Origin of the sequence: Salmonirosea aquatica (assembly GCF_009296315.1) — a bacterium.
GTDB lineage: Bacteria > Bacteroidota > Bacteroidia > Cytophagales > Spirosomataceae > Salmonirosea > Salmonirosea aquatica.
The window spans coordinates 20,355-35,767 of record NZ_WHLY01000002.1 but is presented as its reverse complement, the minus strand read 5'-3'; the positions used below and the strand labels follow the sequence as shown (position 1 = coordinate 35,767).

13 protein-coding genes are annotated in these 15,413 nt (G+C 49.9%); 5 read left to right on the top strand and 8 right to left on the bottom strand.

Annotation, left to right across the window (positions count from 1 at the left end; translation table 11 throughout):
* The first annotated feature begins 212 nt into the window (after positions 1-212).
* Positions 213-1,730 (top strand): D-alanyl-D-alanine carboxypeptidase/D-alanyl-D-alanine endopeptidase, encoded by a 1,518-nt coding sequence (gene dacB, locus GBK04_RS01100; protein ID WP_152756132.1) that lies wholly within the window; start codon positions 213-215, stop codon positions 1,728-1,730.
* Positions 1,731-1,829: 99 nt separating this feature from the next.
* On the opposite strand, the gene hslV is transcribed toward dacB, so the two are convergent.
* Positions 1,830-2,369: an ATP-dependent protease subunit HslV gene (hslV, locus tag GBK04_RS01095; protein WP_152756130.1), complete on the bottom strand. Its 540-nt coding sequence runs from the start codon at positions 2,367-2,369 to the stop codon at positions 1,830-1,832.
* 204 nt (positions 2,370-2,573) lie between these two features.
* Between hslV and GBK04_RS01090 the strand changes: the two genes are divergently transcribed.
* Positions 2,574-3,947, top strand: a complete 1,374-nt coding sequence (locus GBK04_RS01090) for a TlpA family protein disulfide reductase (protein ID WP_152756128.1) — start codon at positions 2,574-2,576, stop codon at positions 3,945-3,947.
* A 52-nt stretch (positions 3,948-3,999) separates the two neighbouring features.
* Here GBK04_RS01090 and GBK04_RS01085 read toward each other — a convergent pair whose 3' ends face one another.
* The 7 genes from GBK04_RS01085 to GBK04_RS01055 all read right to left on the bottom strand — a co-directional run bounded on the left by GBK04_RS01085 (position 4,000) and on the right by GBK04_RS01055 (position 12,626).
* Positions 4,000-5,421: a M56 family metallopeptidase gene (locus GBK04_RS01085; RefSeq protein WP_152756126.1), complete on the bottom strand. Its 1,422-nt coding sequence runs from the start codon at positions 5,419-5,421 to the stop codon at positions 4,000-4,002.
* Positions 5,418-5,789: a BlaI/MecI/CopY family transcriptional regulator gene (locus tag GBK04_RS01080; RefSeq protein WP_152756124.1), complete on the bottom strand. Its 372-nt coding sequence runs from the start codon at positions 5,787-5,789 to the stop codon at positions 5,418-5,420. The genes GBK04_RS01085 and GBK04_RS01080 overlap by 4 nt, the downstream gene beginning before the upstream one ends.
* A gap of 135 nt (positions 5,790-5,924) precedes the next feature.
* On the bottom strand, positions 5,925-6,443 hold the full coding sequence (locus GBK04_RS01075) for a DinB family protein (RefSeq protein WP_152756122.1): 519 nt from the start codon (positions 6,441-6,443) through the stop codon (positions 5,925-5,927).
* Positions 6,444-6,501: 58 nt separating this feature from the next.
* Complete coding sequence (locus tag GBK04_RS01070; protein ID WP_152756120.1) at positions 6,502-7,467, bottom strand: helix-turn-helix transcriptional regulator; 966 nt, start codon at positions 7,465-7,467, stop codon at positions 6,502-6,504.
* A 142-nt stretch (positions 7,468-7,609) separates the two neighbouring features.
* Positions 7,610-9,313, bottom strand: a complete 1,704-nt coding sequence (locus GBK04_RS01065; RefSeq protein ID WP_152756118.1) for a pyruvate dehydrogenase complex dihydrolipoamide acetyltransferase — start codon at positions 9,311-9,313, stop codon at positions 7,610-7,612.
* A gap of 115 nt (positions 9,314-9,428) precedes the next feature.
* Positions 9,429-11,216: a translation elongation factor 4 gene (gene lepA / locus GBK04_RS01060; RefSeq protein ID WP_152756116.1), complete on the bottom strand. Its 1,788-nt coding sequence runs from the start codon at positions 11,214-11,216 to the stop codon at positions 9,429-9,431.
* A 171-nt stretch (positions 11,217-11,387) separates the two neighbouring features.
* Positions 11,388-12,626: a DUF819 family protein gene (locus GBK04_RS01055; RefSeq protein ID WP_152756115.1), complete on the bottom strand. Its 1,239-nt coding sequence runs from the start codon at positions 12,624-12,626 to the stop codon at positions 11,388-11,390.
* A gap of 643 nt (positions 12,627-13,269) precedes the next feature.
* Here GBK04_RS01055 and GBK04_RS01050 point away from each other — a divergent pair.
* From GBK04_RS01050 to GBK04_RS01040, 3 genes are all read left to right on the top strand, one after another.
* Complete coding sequence (locus GBK04_RS01050) at positions 13,270-13,743, top strand: Lrp/AsnC ligand binding domain-containing protein (protein ID WP_152756113.1); 474 nt, start codon at positions 13,270-13,272, stop codon at positions 13,741-13,743.
* A 142-nt stretch (positions 13,744-13,885) separates the two neighbouring features.
* Complete coding sequence (locus GBK04_RS01045; RefSeq protein WP_152756111.1) at positions 13,886-14,257, top strand: PadR family transcriptional regulator; 372 nt, start codon at positions 13,886-13,888, stop codon at positions 14,255-14,257.
* Between the two features lie 23 nt (positions 14,258-14,280).
* A complete protein-coding gene (locus tag GBK04_RS01040; protein ID WP_152756109.1) occupies positions 14,281-15,306 on the top strand; it encodes an energy transducer TonB in 1,026 nt (341 codons plus the stop codon).
* Positions 15,307-15,413 lie beyond the last annotated feature (107 nt).

Below are 15,413 nucleotides of genomic sequence, written 5' to 3'. Positions count from 1 at the left end.
TCCTTATAAGCCCAAAAACCCTGTTGGATGGTTTTTTCGTGAACTAATGTATATTGACTACCCTACCAGCTTCTGTTTGGTTTAGTCTGTTTTGATCGCCAGTACCTTAGCGGATATACTTCCGAAAAAGCCTCTTTTGATGAGAGGCGAATTAACAAAAGTACCAAAAAAAGGGGCAGTATTGTCTACTTCTCCCTCAATAACGCACGATAATGACAAAGTTGATAAAAACCATCGGTTTCACAGCCGCCTTAGGGCGTATCCTGATATCTGGCATTCTTTTCTACATATTTTCTCTCCAAATCAGTACCGCGCAGCGCATCGATTCTCTGGGGCTGGGGCGGTTGGCAGATGCCGTGATAGAGCTGCAGAACTCCGAACTCATGCGCAATGGTACCCTGGCTTTTTGCCTGAAATCGACGCGCGACGGACGTACCATCCTGGGACTCAACCAGGAGCAGTCACTTCCCTCGGCCTCTACTCTGAAACTGGTTTCTACGGCCACAGTACTCTCGCTATTCGGAGGAGACTATACCTATAAAACCTACCTGGAATACGACGGCCAGCTAGTCGGTGATACGCTGCTGGGAAACCTGTACATCCGCGGTACGGGCGATCCGTCCTTGGGTAGCGACCGTTTCGAAGGCTACCCCGACCGTCCTAAACTTCTTGCCCGCTGGACGGCGGCCGTGCGCAAAGCGGGCATTAGGTACATTCGGGGGCAGGTGGCGGCCGACCCTACCTTTTTCGATGATAAAGTTTTGGCCGATACCTGGGTGTGGGGTGATTTGGGTAATTACTACGGAGCTGGGGTACATGGACTGAACTTCGGTGAAAACCTGTACCGTGTTTCGTTTCGAGCTGGCCGCGATGTGGGCGATCCTACGCAGGTATTGGGTATCGATCCCGAACTGCCTTACCTTACCCTTGCCAATCAGGTAACTACGGGTGAAGCAGGTTCGGGTGATCAGGTCTATATTTACACTAGTCCGCTGGGCAATGCAGTGCAACTGACCGGGACGGTACCCCGTGGGGCCATATCGTTCGCCGTGAAGGGTGCCGTGCCAAATCCTGCCTATGCGGTAGCGTTCGGATTGAATCAGACCCTGAAAGCAGAAGGAGTAGGGGTAGCGGAAGAACCCCGGGTTCTGGCTGCTTCCGGAGCGATTCAGGTACCCCGTACGGTGCTCGATCAATACGATTCACCCACGCTGCGGGAACTTTGCCAGCAAACCAACTGGTGGAGCATTAATCTGTATGCCGATGCATTTCTGAAAACGTCCGGACAGCGCCTGAGTGGCAAAGCCTCTTTCGATGATGCCGCCAAAGCTGAGGCTGCATATTGGCGTACAAAAGGGGCCGATATGCGGGGTTTCTACATCAAGGACGGAAGCGGCCTTTCACCCACCGGATCGCTGACTGCCCAAAACCTGTCGGAGGTCCTGAACGCTGCAACGAAGGATAAAACCTTTACCGATTTCTACAACAGCATTGCGATACTGGGGAAAACCGGGACAGTCAGGAACATAGGCAAACGCACCAAAGCCGCCGGTAATGTACGTGCCAAGAGCGGCTCCATTGAAGGTACCCGTGCTTACGCAGGCTATGTAGTCACCCAGGAAGGAGAACGGCTCAGCTTTGCCATGATTGCCCACAAGTACCTGCCAGATACCAGCGGCGAAGTGAGCCGGGCGTTGCGGGAATTGCTGGTGCTGTTGGGGGAGTTGTGAAGGAGAGTTTAGGAGACACATAGGGACAAAGGCACAGAGTAGCAAAGTTAGGATATCTCTTTCCTGAACTTTGTCGCTTTGTACCTTTGCTCCTTCGTTTTACCCTATCTTTTCTACCGTCAGATTCTGATTGGTATAGATACACAAATCTCCTGCGATCATGAGGCCCTCGCGGACCATTTCCTCGGCCGTGAGTTGGGTAGCATGTTTTTTCAAAGCAGTGGCAGCCGAGAGGGCAAAGTTGCCTCCGGAACCGATGGCCGCAATCCCGTTTTCGGGTTCCAGTACGTCACCCGTACCCGAAATGACCAGGATTTCTTCCTTGTTGGCCGTGATCAGCATGGCTTCCAGTTTACGTAGGTAGCGGTCAGTGCGCCAGTCTTTGGCGAGTTCGATGGCGGCACGCTTCATGTTGCCGCCGTAGGCGTTGAGTTTTTCCTCGAATTTTTCCAGCAGCGAAAAGGCATCCGCCGTGGAGCCCGCGAAGCCGACCAGAATCTTGCCGCCTTGCAGGGCGCGTACTTTTTTGACATTGCTTTTGGCGACGGTATTGCCCATGGTGGCTTGTCCATCGGCTCCCAGGGCCAGTTGTCCGTTATGCAATACGCCGAGGACGGTGGTGGCGTGTATCTTTTCCATAGTATGTAAATTCTTGATGGAGGTTGGTTTTGACCTAAAAAAAATGATTCGGGCGGAGGGCCGAATCAGGGATATAACCGGAAAGGGGGTAGGAACGTTCAGGAGGGTGAGTTCAAGGAATTGGGCGACGAATGGGTAAGTTCCGGTTGTAATTGATTCTCAGGTTTTTTCCTGCTAGCTTTAAGCTGCACAATATTCCTAGATATGAAAGTCATCACTTGCCTTCTCTTCTGTGCCTTCATTGGTCTTGTTTCCTGTCAGACTCAGCGCGATGATGAAAAAGTTGGCGAAAAGATGAACTTGCCGCTCACGTATGTCGAGGGCTTGGGGCCCTTCCATCCCAGTGCGAGTTTATTAGGGTACGAGAATCCCAAAGACACGATTGACAAAGGATTCTGGGCGAAAACCTATTTGCCAGTCAGAGGGGTACCTAAAACCTGGAAACTCGTCAAAAAGTCGATGGTTTGGCTGGATGTCCATCAACTCATCTATCAGAACTTCCAGGCAGGTACCCTCAATGATAAGGAATTTGCTGGTTTTAAAAAATCTTCTGAGTGGGAGCCTGACCCGAACGAACTACCTGATAAGCCGATCAAGTGCTTTGTCTACGTAATTCGCGGTAGGGATGAAAAAGGCAATGCCGCCGTGATGGTTGATACAGATAACGATCTTGATTTTAGTGATGAAATTCCTTTTTACCCAGCGGTAGCTTATAAAAACAATTTAGAGTCGATCGAAACTTATCAGGAAGCAGAAAAGAAGTACTTCACTTACGAGGTATACGAGGGAGGTAAGCTAGTGAACAAACGGATTCCCATCATGATCAAACGTATGCCTTTCGAACCCGCCGGGATGGATTTCCTGTATTATTTCCCTATTCATGCCCGGACACAAATAAAGATAGGGGGAGAAAAATACGAAATTGCAATCGCTGGTGGAAGCCGGATACCAACTTTTGAACATGCTAGTTTTGTGTTGCTGGAAAAGGATTCTACCAAAAAATATGAGCACCCTGAATTCATCAAGAAGGGAGATTTACTAACCCTGGGAAGTATTCTTAATAAAGTCCAATACCGGAACGAGGGAGTGAGCTTGTATCATAATGCATTACAATTTTCCACAGTCAATCCTGATGAGCGGGAATATTCTTTAAAGGCAGGGTACCCGTTCCGACCATTTGATGTCAAAGAATTTCAGACAGAAAATTCGATTTCAATGCGTGATTATAAAGGTAGGTACCTCTTCATTGATTTCTGGGGTACCTGGTGTAAGCCCTGCGTCCAGGAGCTGCCTGAGCTGCAGCGGATTTATAAGGGCATTGACAAAAGCAAAGTAGCGTTTGTCAGCATTGCCGGGAATGATACCCCGGCTTCTTTATCCCGATTTTTGAAAAAACGCCCGCTGGACTGGCCGCAAATTTTGTCAGATTCTACAAACAAGCTTATTAAAACTTATAATGTCAGCAGTTTTCCAACCACTGTGTTGGTCGGGACGGTTGGGAAAGTAGTGGCTAAGGATTTGCACGGAGCGGCTTTGGAGCAGAAATTGGCCAAGTTAGAGGTTCTTGTTTCTCATTAGTGCGTGTTGTTTAGGTGGCGGCGGATGTTTCCATCCGCCGCCAAAACGAATTTCAGAATCGATCTTTTTTCAAGACAATGTACTTTTTGGGATTTTCCAACGTTTCCTTTCGATATTTTTCATAGTGAGCATTAGTCATCAAATCCAGTTGGTATTTGTATTTATACCCTGTTTTTGGCTGTGCGTTCGGATATACTTTACTCACAAAAACCTGTGAAAAATCGGTAGGCTTATATTTGTCTAATGCGGTATTCGGCACCTTTTTTTCGTCGATCCAGACACCATACACTTGCGGATTTTTATATTTCTCGTATTCAGCCTCGGTGGGAGTAGCTCTGAACAAGGGCTTTATCTTATGGATTGTATAATCCAACGAGACCTTTTGTTCTTGAGTCATAGCAGCCAGTAGGGTTTCCATTCTGTCCCCATCTACCTTCGAAGGCTCCTGAATGAAATCGCGTTTTTTTGATCTATCAATGTATTTGTCAACCAGAGCGTTATACTCTTTCACTGCATCGGACGAGGTACCCCTTTCAATAGGCGGAGGTGGCGGCGCTTTTTCAACTGGCGGTGGCGGCGGCGCAATCTGGGCCAGCGTTAAATCGCTGAATGCAAAGAAAATCACGGCCAGTAGGGGTACCAGGGTACCCTTGATCAAGAGAGAGCGTCTGTGGGAAGTTTGTCTGTTCATCATGACGAATCTTTTTTTGGTGAAGGAATAGTTGAATTGACTGGTAAAGGGTTGGTCGGAGACATAGGTCGCTTTTTGAAGGAGCAGGTACTGGTAGGTGGGCACATCGCGGCAGGCGTCGATCACAGCTTCATCAGCCAGAAACTCGTGGTTGAGGGCAATGGCATTCCGATAGAGATAGAAGGCCGGGTTGAACCAGAAAATCACTTTTAGAAACTCGATCAAGAGAATATCCAGGGTGTGAAGTTGGCGGACGTGAGCGCGTTCATGATCCAGGATTTCCCTCTCGAGGGTACCTTGCAGGAAGGTACCTTTGGATAAAAAGACGTAGTTCAAAAAGCTATGGGGTAAGGTAGGTTCATTGACCAAAACCAGTTTCATTTTCTCCAACCCTCTTACTTCGTGGGTACGGATGCTTTGCACCAAACGAATAATATTCCGGCTAAACCGAAACAGCAGCCCGCCGCTGACCAATACGTACAAGGTACCCACAAGCCAGCTCCACTGGAAACTTTGGGAAAGGTCGGGTTCAGAAATCAGGGCCACCGTGTAGCGCGCCTGAATGCCCTGCTCGGCCAGGGCTACGGCCGCAGGAGGGGGTGTAAACAGATTTTGTGCCACCAGAATTTCCAGGGGTACCCAGGGCAAAACCAACGACAGCATCAGGGTACCCAGTAAATAAAACCGATTGAAGCGGAACATCTTTTCTCGTTCCAGTACCAGCCGGTAAAACAGCAGCAGGCATCCCGAGCACAGCGTGACTTTCAGCAGGTAGGTAATCATGCGTTCCGTTTTTTGATTTGGTCGTCGATGATTTTCTTCAAATCCTCCAATTCAGCCTTCGTCAGATTCGAAGACTGGGTGAAAAACGACGCAAACTGGGCCGAGGAATTATCGAAAAAGTTGGTAATCAGTCCGTCGAGGTGCGTCGTGAAGTAATCGTGCTTACTGACCAGCGGATAGTACTGCCGCGAATTGCCAAATTCGGTGTAGGCCACAAAATGCTTGTCGATCATGCGACGGAGCAAGGTAGCTACCGTGGTCGGGGCAGGCTTGGGCTCCGGGTAGGCATCCAGCAGGTCTTTCATAAAGGCTTTTCCCAGTTGCCAAAGGTACCCCATGAGGGTTTCTTCCGTTTCAGTAAGTTTCATATTCTACGTTTCTAGATTCTATTCTACAAATGTAGAATTAAAAATTACAATTCCAAATAATCCATAAAAAAATACCGGCTGGACAGATTCTGAAAATCTGTCCAGCCGGTAGAAAAACAGTGGGTGAAACCGTACTTAACTTTGTTCTTCGGCAGCCATCATTGCCATTTCGTCGGCACTCGGACCGTAGGGACCGGGAATCGGAATATCCAATAGCCGCAGGAATACGCCGAGTTGAGCACGGTGGTGGGCATTTTGCCCAAAGGCGTGGCGAATGGCTTCCCATTTCTCAATATCAAGGTACACATCATCGCCTGCACGAAGTAGCCAGCGTTTTTGTAAAACGGCATCCGAAGCATGGCTAAGTGCTTCTTGGGAACGACTTAGCCCTTTGTCGAATTTCTTCAGAAGATCCTCGGCGTTTTTGCAGTCAACCGGTTCTTCAGCCTTGGCCAGATCCCATTCATCCTGGTCAAGGATGGCAGAAATCCAGGATGCAATGTCGGCCAAATGGGTAGAGAGGGCCTTGATTGTCATGCTCTTGGGGTGAGGCTGCCAATCCATTTTATCGGCGGGTACAATGGCCAGCATGCGGTGGGTTTCTTTGGATTCGTCGGCCAGTTCTTTTTGGAATGCTTCAATGAAGGAGATCATACTTTATCGTTCGTTTAGTGATGCTACAAAGATCACACCGACCAATGACAGCCCTATGTCAGCAGGGTTCGGATACTTTTGTCAAGAGTCGCTGCCGTGTTTTTTCGAGCTTCTCCAGCACCAATTCCTTCAATTCTTCGGGTTCGACGATGTCTGCGGCCTGACCCAGCCAAACGAACCAATGCGCCAGGCCGTTCAATGATTCCGTCAGAAAAGTCATTTCGATTTGATCGCCTGCATCGGTTTGAGAAACGAAACCATTGTAGTAGTGATGATCGCCCAGATAACGCTGCGCGACTCTATCCAGCCGGATTACCGCTTTGTGCAGAGTTCGTTCACGGCGTGTTCGCTCGATGAAGCTCTGGAGCGCCGGGTGGAGGGTCTCGAATCTTTCTGAAAGTACCTCCATGGACTGAACGCGGTCGGTGCGGAAGTTGCGATAGCCCTCGCGGAGTCGGCACCAGGCAATCAGGTACCAATAGGCACCGCTGGAATAAATGCCTACGGGTTCGATGATGCGTTCGGTCATATCCGGACTGGTCATGGAAATATAGTGCAGGCGGATCACCTTCTTTTCAGAGATGCAGTTCAGGATGGTCTCGATGGACATTTGATGACGGTCTTTGGGTAAATAAGGATCATCTACCACCGCGATTCGGTCACTGAGGTCGTCCAGCAGTTCTTTGTCCGTGGATCTGAGTACGGATTTGATTTTATAGAGAGCCGATTGGTAGGAGGTGCGGGTTTCCGGATCGGTCAATTTATTCACCAGTTTCTCCGCCGTCACAAACGACATGGCTTCTTCTCGTGTAAATTGGACGGGCGGCAACCGGTAGCCCTGCATGATGGAATAGCCGATACCGGCCTCGCCAATGAGAGGTACCCCCGCCAGCTCCAGGGTACGTATATCGCGGTACACGGTCCGGAGGCTTATCCCAAACCGCTCAGCGACTTCCTGTGACTTGACGATGCGCTTGGACTGGAGTTGGATCAGAAGGGCGGTCAGCCGGTCGAGTCGGTTCATAAAAGCTATTGATTTTTATACTCCGAATTTACTGGTTGCGCTGATCAAATCCACGTGAATGGTTAATTTGACGCTGTATTTAACAAAAAAAGGAGAACCAAAAAGTTTGGTTCTCCCAAGAAAAATCATTGAACATGATCCACTACACTAGCATACTCATCGGCTCTTCCAGCAACTTCTTCACGGTTTGCAGGAATTGAGCGCCCGTGGCTCCGTCCACAACGCGGTGGTCGCAGGAAAGCGTCACCTTCATGATGTTGACGGGGTACACGGAACCGTCCTCCTTAAACGCAGCGGTCTGTTTGATGGTACCTACGGCTAGGATACACGAATCGGGCGGATTGATGATGGCGGTGAATTCATCGATGCCAAACATACCCAGGTTCGAAACTGAGAACGTATTACCCTCCCAGTCTTTGGGCTGTAGCTTTTTGTCCTTGGCCTTGCCGGCGTACTCCTTCACTTCACCCGAAATTACCGAAAGCGTTTTCTTATCGGCGTCACGCACTACGGGTACCAACAGCCCTTCCTCTACGGCGATAGCTACCCCTATGTTCACGAAATCGTATTTACGAATCTTATCGCCCAGCCAGGCTGAATTGACCGCCGGGTGCTGACGCAAGGCGATGGCGCAGGCTTTGATCACCATGTCATTGAATGAAATCTTCGAGGTACTTACGGCATTTAATGTAGGCCGCAACGCCATGGCCTTGTCCATGTTGATTTCCATGGTCAGGTAGAAATGCGGAGCCGTGAAAAGGCTGTCGCTGAGGCGACGGGCGATGGTTTTGCGCATTTGCGAAATGGGCAGATCCTCGTAGTTGCCAGCCGGGGCCACTTCGGGGGACGGGGCTTTGGCGGGGGCCGGAGCGGACTGGGCTTTTTCGGCGGCGGGAGCGGGTTGGGCCGAGGGTTTGAACTCGTCCACATCACGCTTAATAATACGACCGTTGTCGCCGGAGCCTTCTACCTGGCTTAGATTAATGCCTTTTTCTTCGGCGAGGCGGCGGGCCAGCGGCGAGGCTTTGATGCGATCACCCGAGTCTTCGGCAGAGACCGTTGAGGTACCACCACTGCTGGGACTTTCAGCGGAAGGCGTTACCGTTTCGGGATGGTCGGTCGCTTTTTCTTCTTCCGCGTCGCCGGAGCCATTTTCGCGATCTATGAGTGCCTGGAAGTCCGCGCCTTCCTCACCGATTACGGCAATGATGGAGTTGACGGGCACGGCTTCTCCTTCTTTGATGCCAGTAAAGAGGAGGGTACCCTCTTCGTAGGCTTCCAAATCCATAGTGGCCTTGTCGGTTTCGACTTCGGCCAGTATATCGCCCGAAGCCACCTTATCGCCCACTTTTTTCTGCCACGACACCAATACACCTTCCTCCATGGTATCGCTCATTTTGGGCATTCGAATGAGCGTGGCGTTAATTTTTTCCTGGGAGGGCGCTGGTTTTGCTGCTTTAGGGGCTGATTTTAGTTCTTTCGGAGTGATCTTTTCTGTTCCATTGGCAGATACAGCGGGTTTGTCTTCTTTTTTCTCTTCCGCTTTACCTTCCGACTGCCCGTTTGAGCCGTTGGCTTTTTCATCAAGCAAGGCTTTGTAGTCCTCGCCCTTCTCACCGACGACAGCCATTACCCCATTGACAGGCACGGCATCGCCTTTCTGCACACCAATATACAGGAGGGTACCTTCCTGGTAAGCCTCCATGTCCATGGTAGCTTTGTCGGTCTCGACCTCAGCCAGAATATCGCCGGATTTTACCTCGTCGCCAACTTTTTTATGCCATTCCGCAATGACACCTTCTTCCATGGTGTCGCTCATTTTGGGCATTCGAATTACCTCTGCCATATGATTTTTGTAGAGTGTTTTGTCTTAGGAATTTTTTACGATAGTCAGCCAAAAATACAACAAAAGGACGATACACCCGTCCTTTTGTTCATAAAATGTAAGTCTGGAGATGAGCCTAGTTTATTTTCAAAACGGCCATAAACGCCTCCTGGGGGATCTCGACGTTACCCACCTGACGCATCCGTTTTTTGCCTTTCTTCTGTTTTTCAAGCAGTTTCCGCTTCCGCGAAATATCGCCGCCGTAGCATTTGGCGAGTACGTCCTTACGCATGGCCTTCACCGTTTCCCTGGCGATGATTTTTTGTCCAATAGCGGCCTGGATCGCAATCTCAAACATCTGCCTTGGAATTAGCTCACGTAATTTTTCGCAAAGTTTCTTGCCCCATTCATACGCCTTGGAACGGTGAACGATGGCCGATAAAGCATCTACCCGGTCACCATTGAGCATCACGTCGAGCTTCACCATATCGGATTCCTGGTAACCAGAGAGCTCATAATCGAGCGAGGCGTAGCCGCGTGAAATGGTTTTGAGTTTGTCGAAAAAATCAAAAACCACCTCGGCCAGCGGCATGGAGAACTGCAGCTCAACCCGGTCGGAGGTCAGGTAGATCTGATTCTTCAGCATACCCCGCTTGTCCATGCACAACGTCATGATGGCACCCACGTATTCCGATTTGGAAATGATCTGGGCATTGATGAATGGTTCTTCAATGGATTTGATGAAATTGGGCTCGGGCATTTCCGAGGGCGCGCTTACGCTCAGGGTTTCGCCACGTGTGTTGTGTACCGTGAATTGCACAGAAGGTACCGTGGTGATCACCGTCATATCGAACTCGCGTTCCAGACGTTCCTGCACAATTTCCATGTGCAGCATGCCCAGGAAGCCGCAGCGAAAACCGAAACCGAGGGCGGCGGAGGTTTCGGGCTCCCACACCAGCGAGGCATCGTTGAGCTGAAGCTTTTCCATGGCCTCCCGCAGTTCTTCGTATTCACTGGTATCGACGGGATATATTCCCGCAAAAACCATCGGTTTTACTTCTTCAAAACCCCGGATCATAGCCGTGGAAGGACGGTGAATGTGCGTGAAGGTATCGCCTACCTTTACCTCGCGGGCCACCTTGATGCCCGATATGAGGTACCCCACATCGCCGCATTCTACTACGTCCTTGGGTTGCTGCTGGAGCCGCAACGTTCCTATTTCATCGGCGATATATTCTTTGCCAGTGGCCATAAATTTCACTTTATCGCCCTTTCGCACACTGCCGTTTTTGATTCGGAAGATTACCTCGATGCCCCGGTAGGAGTTGAAAACCGAATCGAATATCAGGGCTTGTAAGGGTGCTTCAGGATCGCCTTTCGGCGCCGGTATACGGTGTACGATGGCTTCCAGAATCTCAGGTACCCCGATCCCCTCTTTACCGCTGGCGTGGATGATCTCATCGCGGTCACAGCCGATCAGGTCCACGATCTGGTCCGTGACCTCCTCAGGCATGGCACCTGGCAAGTCAATTTTATTCAGAACCGGAATTATGATCAGATCATGGTTGATCGCCAGGTAGAGGTTGGAGATGGTCTGGGCTTCAATACCCTGCGAGGCGTCTACCAGCAGCAGAGCCCCTTCGCAGGCGGCGATGGAGCGGGAAACTTCGTAGGAGAAATCCACATGGCCGGGCGTGTCAATCAGATTGAGGGTGTACTGCTCGCCATTGAGCAGGTAATCCATCTGGATCGCGTGGCTCTTGATAGTAATTCCCCGTTCGCGTTCCAGGTCCATGTTGTCGAGCAACTGGGCCTGCATTTCGCGGTGGGTCACGGTGTTGGTATATTCCAGCAGACGGTCGGCCAGGGTACTTTTGCCGTGGTCAATGTGGGCAATAATGCAAAAATTGCGTATGTTCTTCATTGAAAGGTACTAATAGCGGTAGGCTGTAAGCAATGCGCTTTAAGCTTTATTGGTCGATTGGAATGATATATTGGGTGTGTTCGAACTTCCCGCATGCGCAACCGATAGTCTTTCATCGGGAAATTTCGTGCAAAGATACGCTTTAATGCCCTAATTTTTACGGAGACTGTTTCAAATTCCCTCGCTTACCCATTGCATGAGGAGAGCCGTGAGGTACCCTGCATAAGTGCCCAGGGCGTACCCAAGAATAGAAAGCAAAACTCCAACCGGGGCCAGCGAGGGATGAAATGCAGCAGCCACGACTGGAGCAGAAGCCGAGCCCCCCACATTGGCCTGGCTACCTACCGCCGCAAAAAAGAATGGGATTTTGAAAAGACGGGCTACTCCGATCACAAAGGCAGCATGAACCAACATCCAGATAAGACCGATAGCAAAGAGTCCGGGGTTATCGGCCACCGCCCGCAGATCCATTTGCATACCGATGGTAGCCACTAATAAATACAGAAACACACTTCCTACTCGTGAGGCTCCTGCATGTTCGAGTTTTCGGATAGGCGTAAGGGAGAACAGAATTCCCAGCAACGTGACCAACCCCACCACCCAGAAGAAAGAGGAAGTAAGGCTGTACTTTGCCCATGTGGGATAATGTTCGGCAAGGTAGGGGGTAATGATGCCGGCCAGCCAATGAGCAAAGCCCGTGGCCCCAAACCCAACGGCTCCCAACTGGATCAGGTCCGCGGTGGACGGAATGCGCTGGTGGGCCAGTTGCAGACCTTCGAGTCGTTGCTGAACGTCGGCAATGCGGCTACTATCGGCACGCAGTAGGGCATCGATGCGGGAAGCGTACCCTGCGCCGTAAATCAACACGGCCATCCACAGTTCGGCTGCCAACACATCCACCGCAACGATCTGGGAGAACAAACGGTCGCTGGGCTGAAAGACCTCCTTGAGGGCCGTCTGATTGGCACCTCCCCCGATCCAGCTGCCGGCGATAGTCGCCAGTCCGCGCCAAACGGCTTCGGGACCCTCGCCCTGCACGGTGACGGGGCTGAGTTCGCTCACGGTCCACAGGGCAATGGGGCCGCCCAACATGACGCCTACCGTACCCGCCAGCATCATAATTACGGCGGGAGGGCCGAGTCGGGCCAGCGATTTCCAATCCATACCCAAGGTAAAAAAGACCAGGCAGGCGGGTAGCAGATATCGTGAGACAACGGGATATAGCTGCGATTCGGCACCATTGATGAGCCCGAGGGAGTTGTATACACCTGGCAGGAAATAGCAAAGCAGGAGCGGGGGTACTACACCGTAAAATTTCGTCCATCCTTTTTGGGGGAGGGTTGCAGTATAGAAAATCAGTCCGAGCGTGAGCATCAGGATGCCGAGCAGGACTGCGTCATTCTGAATCATCAGTGGGGTAGGGGAGTCGGTTCAGGCCGAAAGGTAGGGATTTTTGAATTACGGGCGGAAGTAGAATTCCTGCCCATGTAATTGGGAAAACAAAAACAGGCAATGCGCTGAACGCAACCCAGCCTGTCCCACAGCCCAAAATGAAAACACGCAGGTTTCAAGGCGAACCCGCGTGTCAAATTACACTTCATCAACAAACTAAAAACCAAATGGGAGATCAATTTTGAATTTTAATTGAGTGAATAAGAGAACAGAAATCACTAAATTTTCTCTCATTCCCTCAATTAGCGATTCATAATTGAAAAAAGCTGTAGGAGGGGGAGTCGAACCACCCACGGTGCGGTTAGCCGCGATACAAATACTTGGTGGTCAACCCCAGTCGACAAGTCGGCATTATATCGTGTTTATCCCGGAATCACCACCCCCGAGACAGGAGGGCATGGCTGCCAGTTTCATCATCCTACAATAAAGCAAAAAACGACGTCAATAATGAAGAATGGGGAACCGTTTCTTTATATTGACCTTGCAAAGGTAAGTGACATGACTAAATAATTAAAATATTTTCATAAAAAATTGGTAAAATTTAGATTAAATTCAAAAAATAGCTCCTTTGATTAGGTGATTCAAAATATTTAGCCGAAAAATGAACAAAAATTCAGAAATTGACAATACCGATTTAAAGATTCTTTCCCTCCTGATGCAAAACGCCGGATTACCCTACACCGAGATCGGCAAAAGGGTATTCGTGTCGGGTGGGACGGTACATGTCCGTATGAAGAAGATGGAGCAGATGGGCATCGTCAAAGGTTCTCAACTGCTCATTGATCCCGCCAAACTAGGCTGGGATATCAGTGCCTTCCTGGGAGTATATCTGGACAAAAGTTCGCTATACGAGGAAGTGGCAGCAGACTTGGAAACAATTCCTGAAGTTGTCAACATTCACTACACAACGGGTATTTACAGCATTTTTGCCAAGATCGTCTGCCGCGATACCGGACACCTCCGCGAGGTACTACACGATAAAATCCAGAAAGTGAAGGGAATCCAGAGAACCGAAACGTTTATTTCACTCGATGAACGCATTAACCGTTCGATACCCCTGGATGAAGAAGGTTAAATTAATTCTCAGAAAGTTATTGTATATATAAAAAACTTATATATATTTGTTCAGTCATTTTATTGACAAAGGCAAAGTACAAAACAACAATCACTAATCACAAACAAAAGCCTACCTAGGTGGGTGGCCGAACCAGAATAGCATGGAAAACAGCACGAGTAACGAGTACGTAAGGGGTACCTTGAAAACCATTGTATTGAATTTATTGTCTGAAAATGGCCGGATGTATGGGTATGAAATCACCCAGCAGGTAAAGGAGCGCACTGCTGGTGAAATAACGCTGACGTTCGGGGCACTCTACCCGGTATTGCACAAACTTGAACAGGAAGGCCTGTTGCTGACCGAATCCGAAGCGGTGGATGGCCGAATGCGCAAGTACTATACCCTGACCAGCCAGGGAACAGCTACAGCGCGCACCAAAACCAATGACCTCGAACGTTTTATGGAAGCAATCAAATTGCTTTTATCCCCGCAGGACGGTGCCATTCCCGGCCTCGCTCCCGAGCGCAGTTAACCCAACCCCACAATCCTAAACCTATGAAACGACTTGACGACCATCGCATTGCCGAACTTAACCGCTATCTGAGCGCTAGTGGTTTGAGCAGAAAACTGTTACCTGAACTATTGGATCATTTGGCCTGTGAAGCCGAAGAGCGGCTCTGGGAAGGGCAGCCGCTCGAGCGGGTGATTGAGTCGTTGCGCGGTGAGATTGATTCGGATGTATTAGAGCAATTAAGTGTTGAACATAAACATCTGTTAGCCATGGAAGAATCACTGAACGACATCGTATTCGAGAATCGTAACAAGTCGTATGGCGCCTACGCCTTGCGCCGCGACTATGGAGGCAACGTGCAACGCGCTACATTCATCGGGGTAGGTTTGTTTCTGCTTATTTTTCTACTCCCTGAACTATACGCCCGTTTGAAACCAGAAGCGAATGAGAAAGACGTAGCCTTTATGGTAGAGGCCAAAACAATCAGGATTAAGCCTGAGAAAATCCTGATTCCGCCGCCCGTACTGGAAACGCCACCACCAACAGTAAAAACCGTGCGTTCATTGCCGCCCGTCGTATTACCCGACGAGCAGGTTTTGATTGAGCACCAGCCACCGACTGTCGAAATGCTAGAAAATGCACAGCCAGGTCAGGAAACGGTTGAAGGAGATGTGATTGAGGAATTAGTCGTTCCACCCGCTGAGGTTGCAGACAAAGGGCTAGGGCGTATCGTGGAGGCGAAGCCCGAAGAAGAAAAGACGCTGCTCTCTGCCGAGCAACAGCCCGAATTCATTGGGGGCAGTCAGGCGTTCGCCCAATTCCTGCAAAAAAACCTAAGGTACCCCCGCGCGGCCGCGCAAGCCGGTATACAGGGTAAGGTGTTTGTCGAATTTACGGTGGGTACAGATGGAAAAATCGAGCGTGCCAAAGCAATCAAAGGCATTGGCTTTGGCTGTGACGAGGAAGCCTTACGAGTCATAAACCTGATGCCCAACTGGATGCCGGGTAAGCAGTCAGGACGCCCGGTTCGGGTGCGGTTTACGCTGCCGATTGTATTTCAGTTGGATTGAGAGATCTGGAAATTATGTATAAGGTCGATAGGTACCTAGCAGGATTGTAATAAAAACCCCGTCGCTTGACGGGGTTTTTTCTATTTTTGCGGTAAGGGTTAAGACAA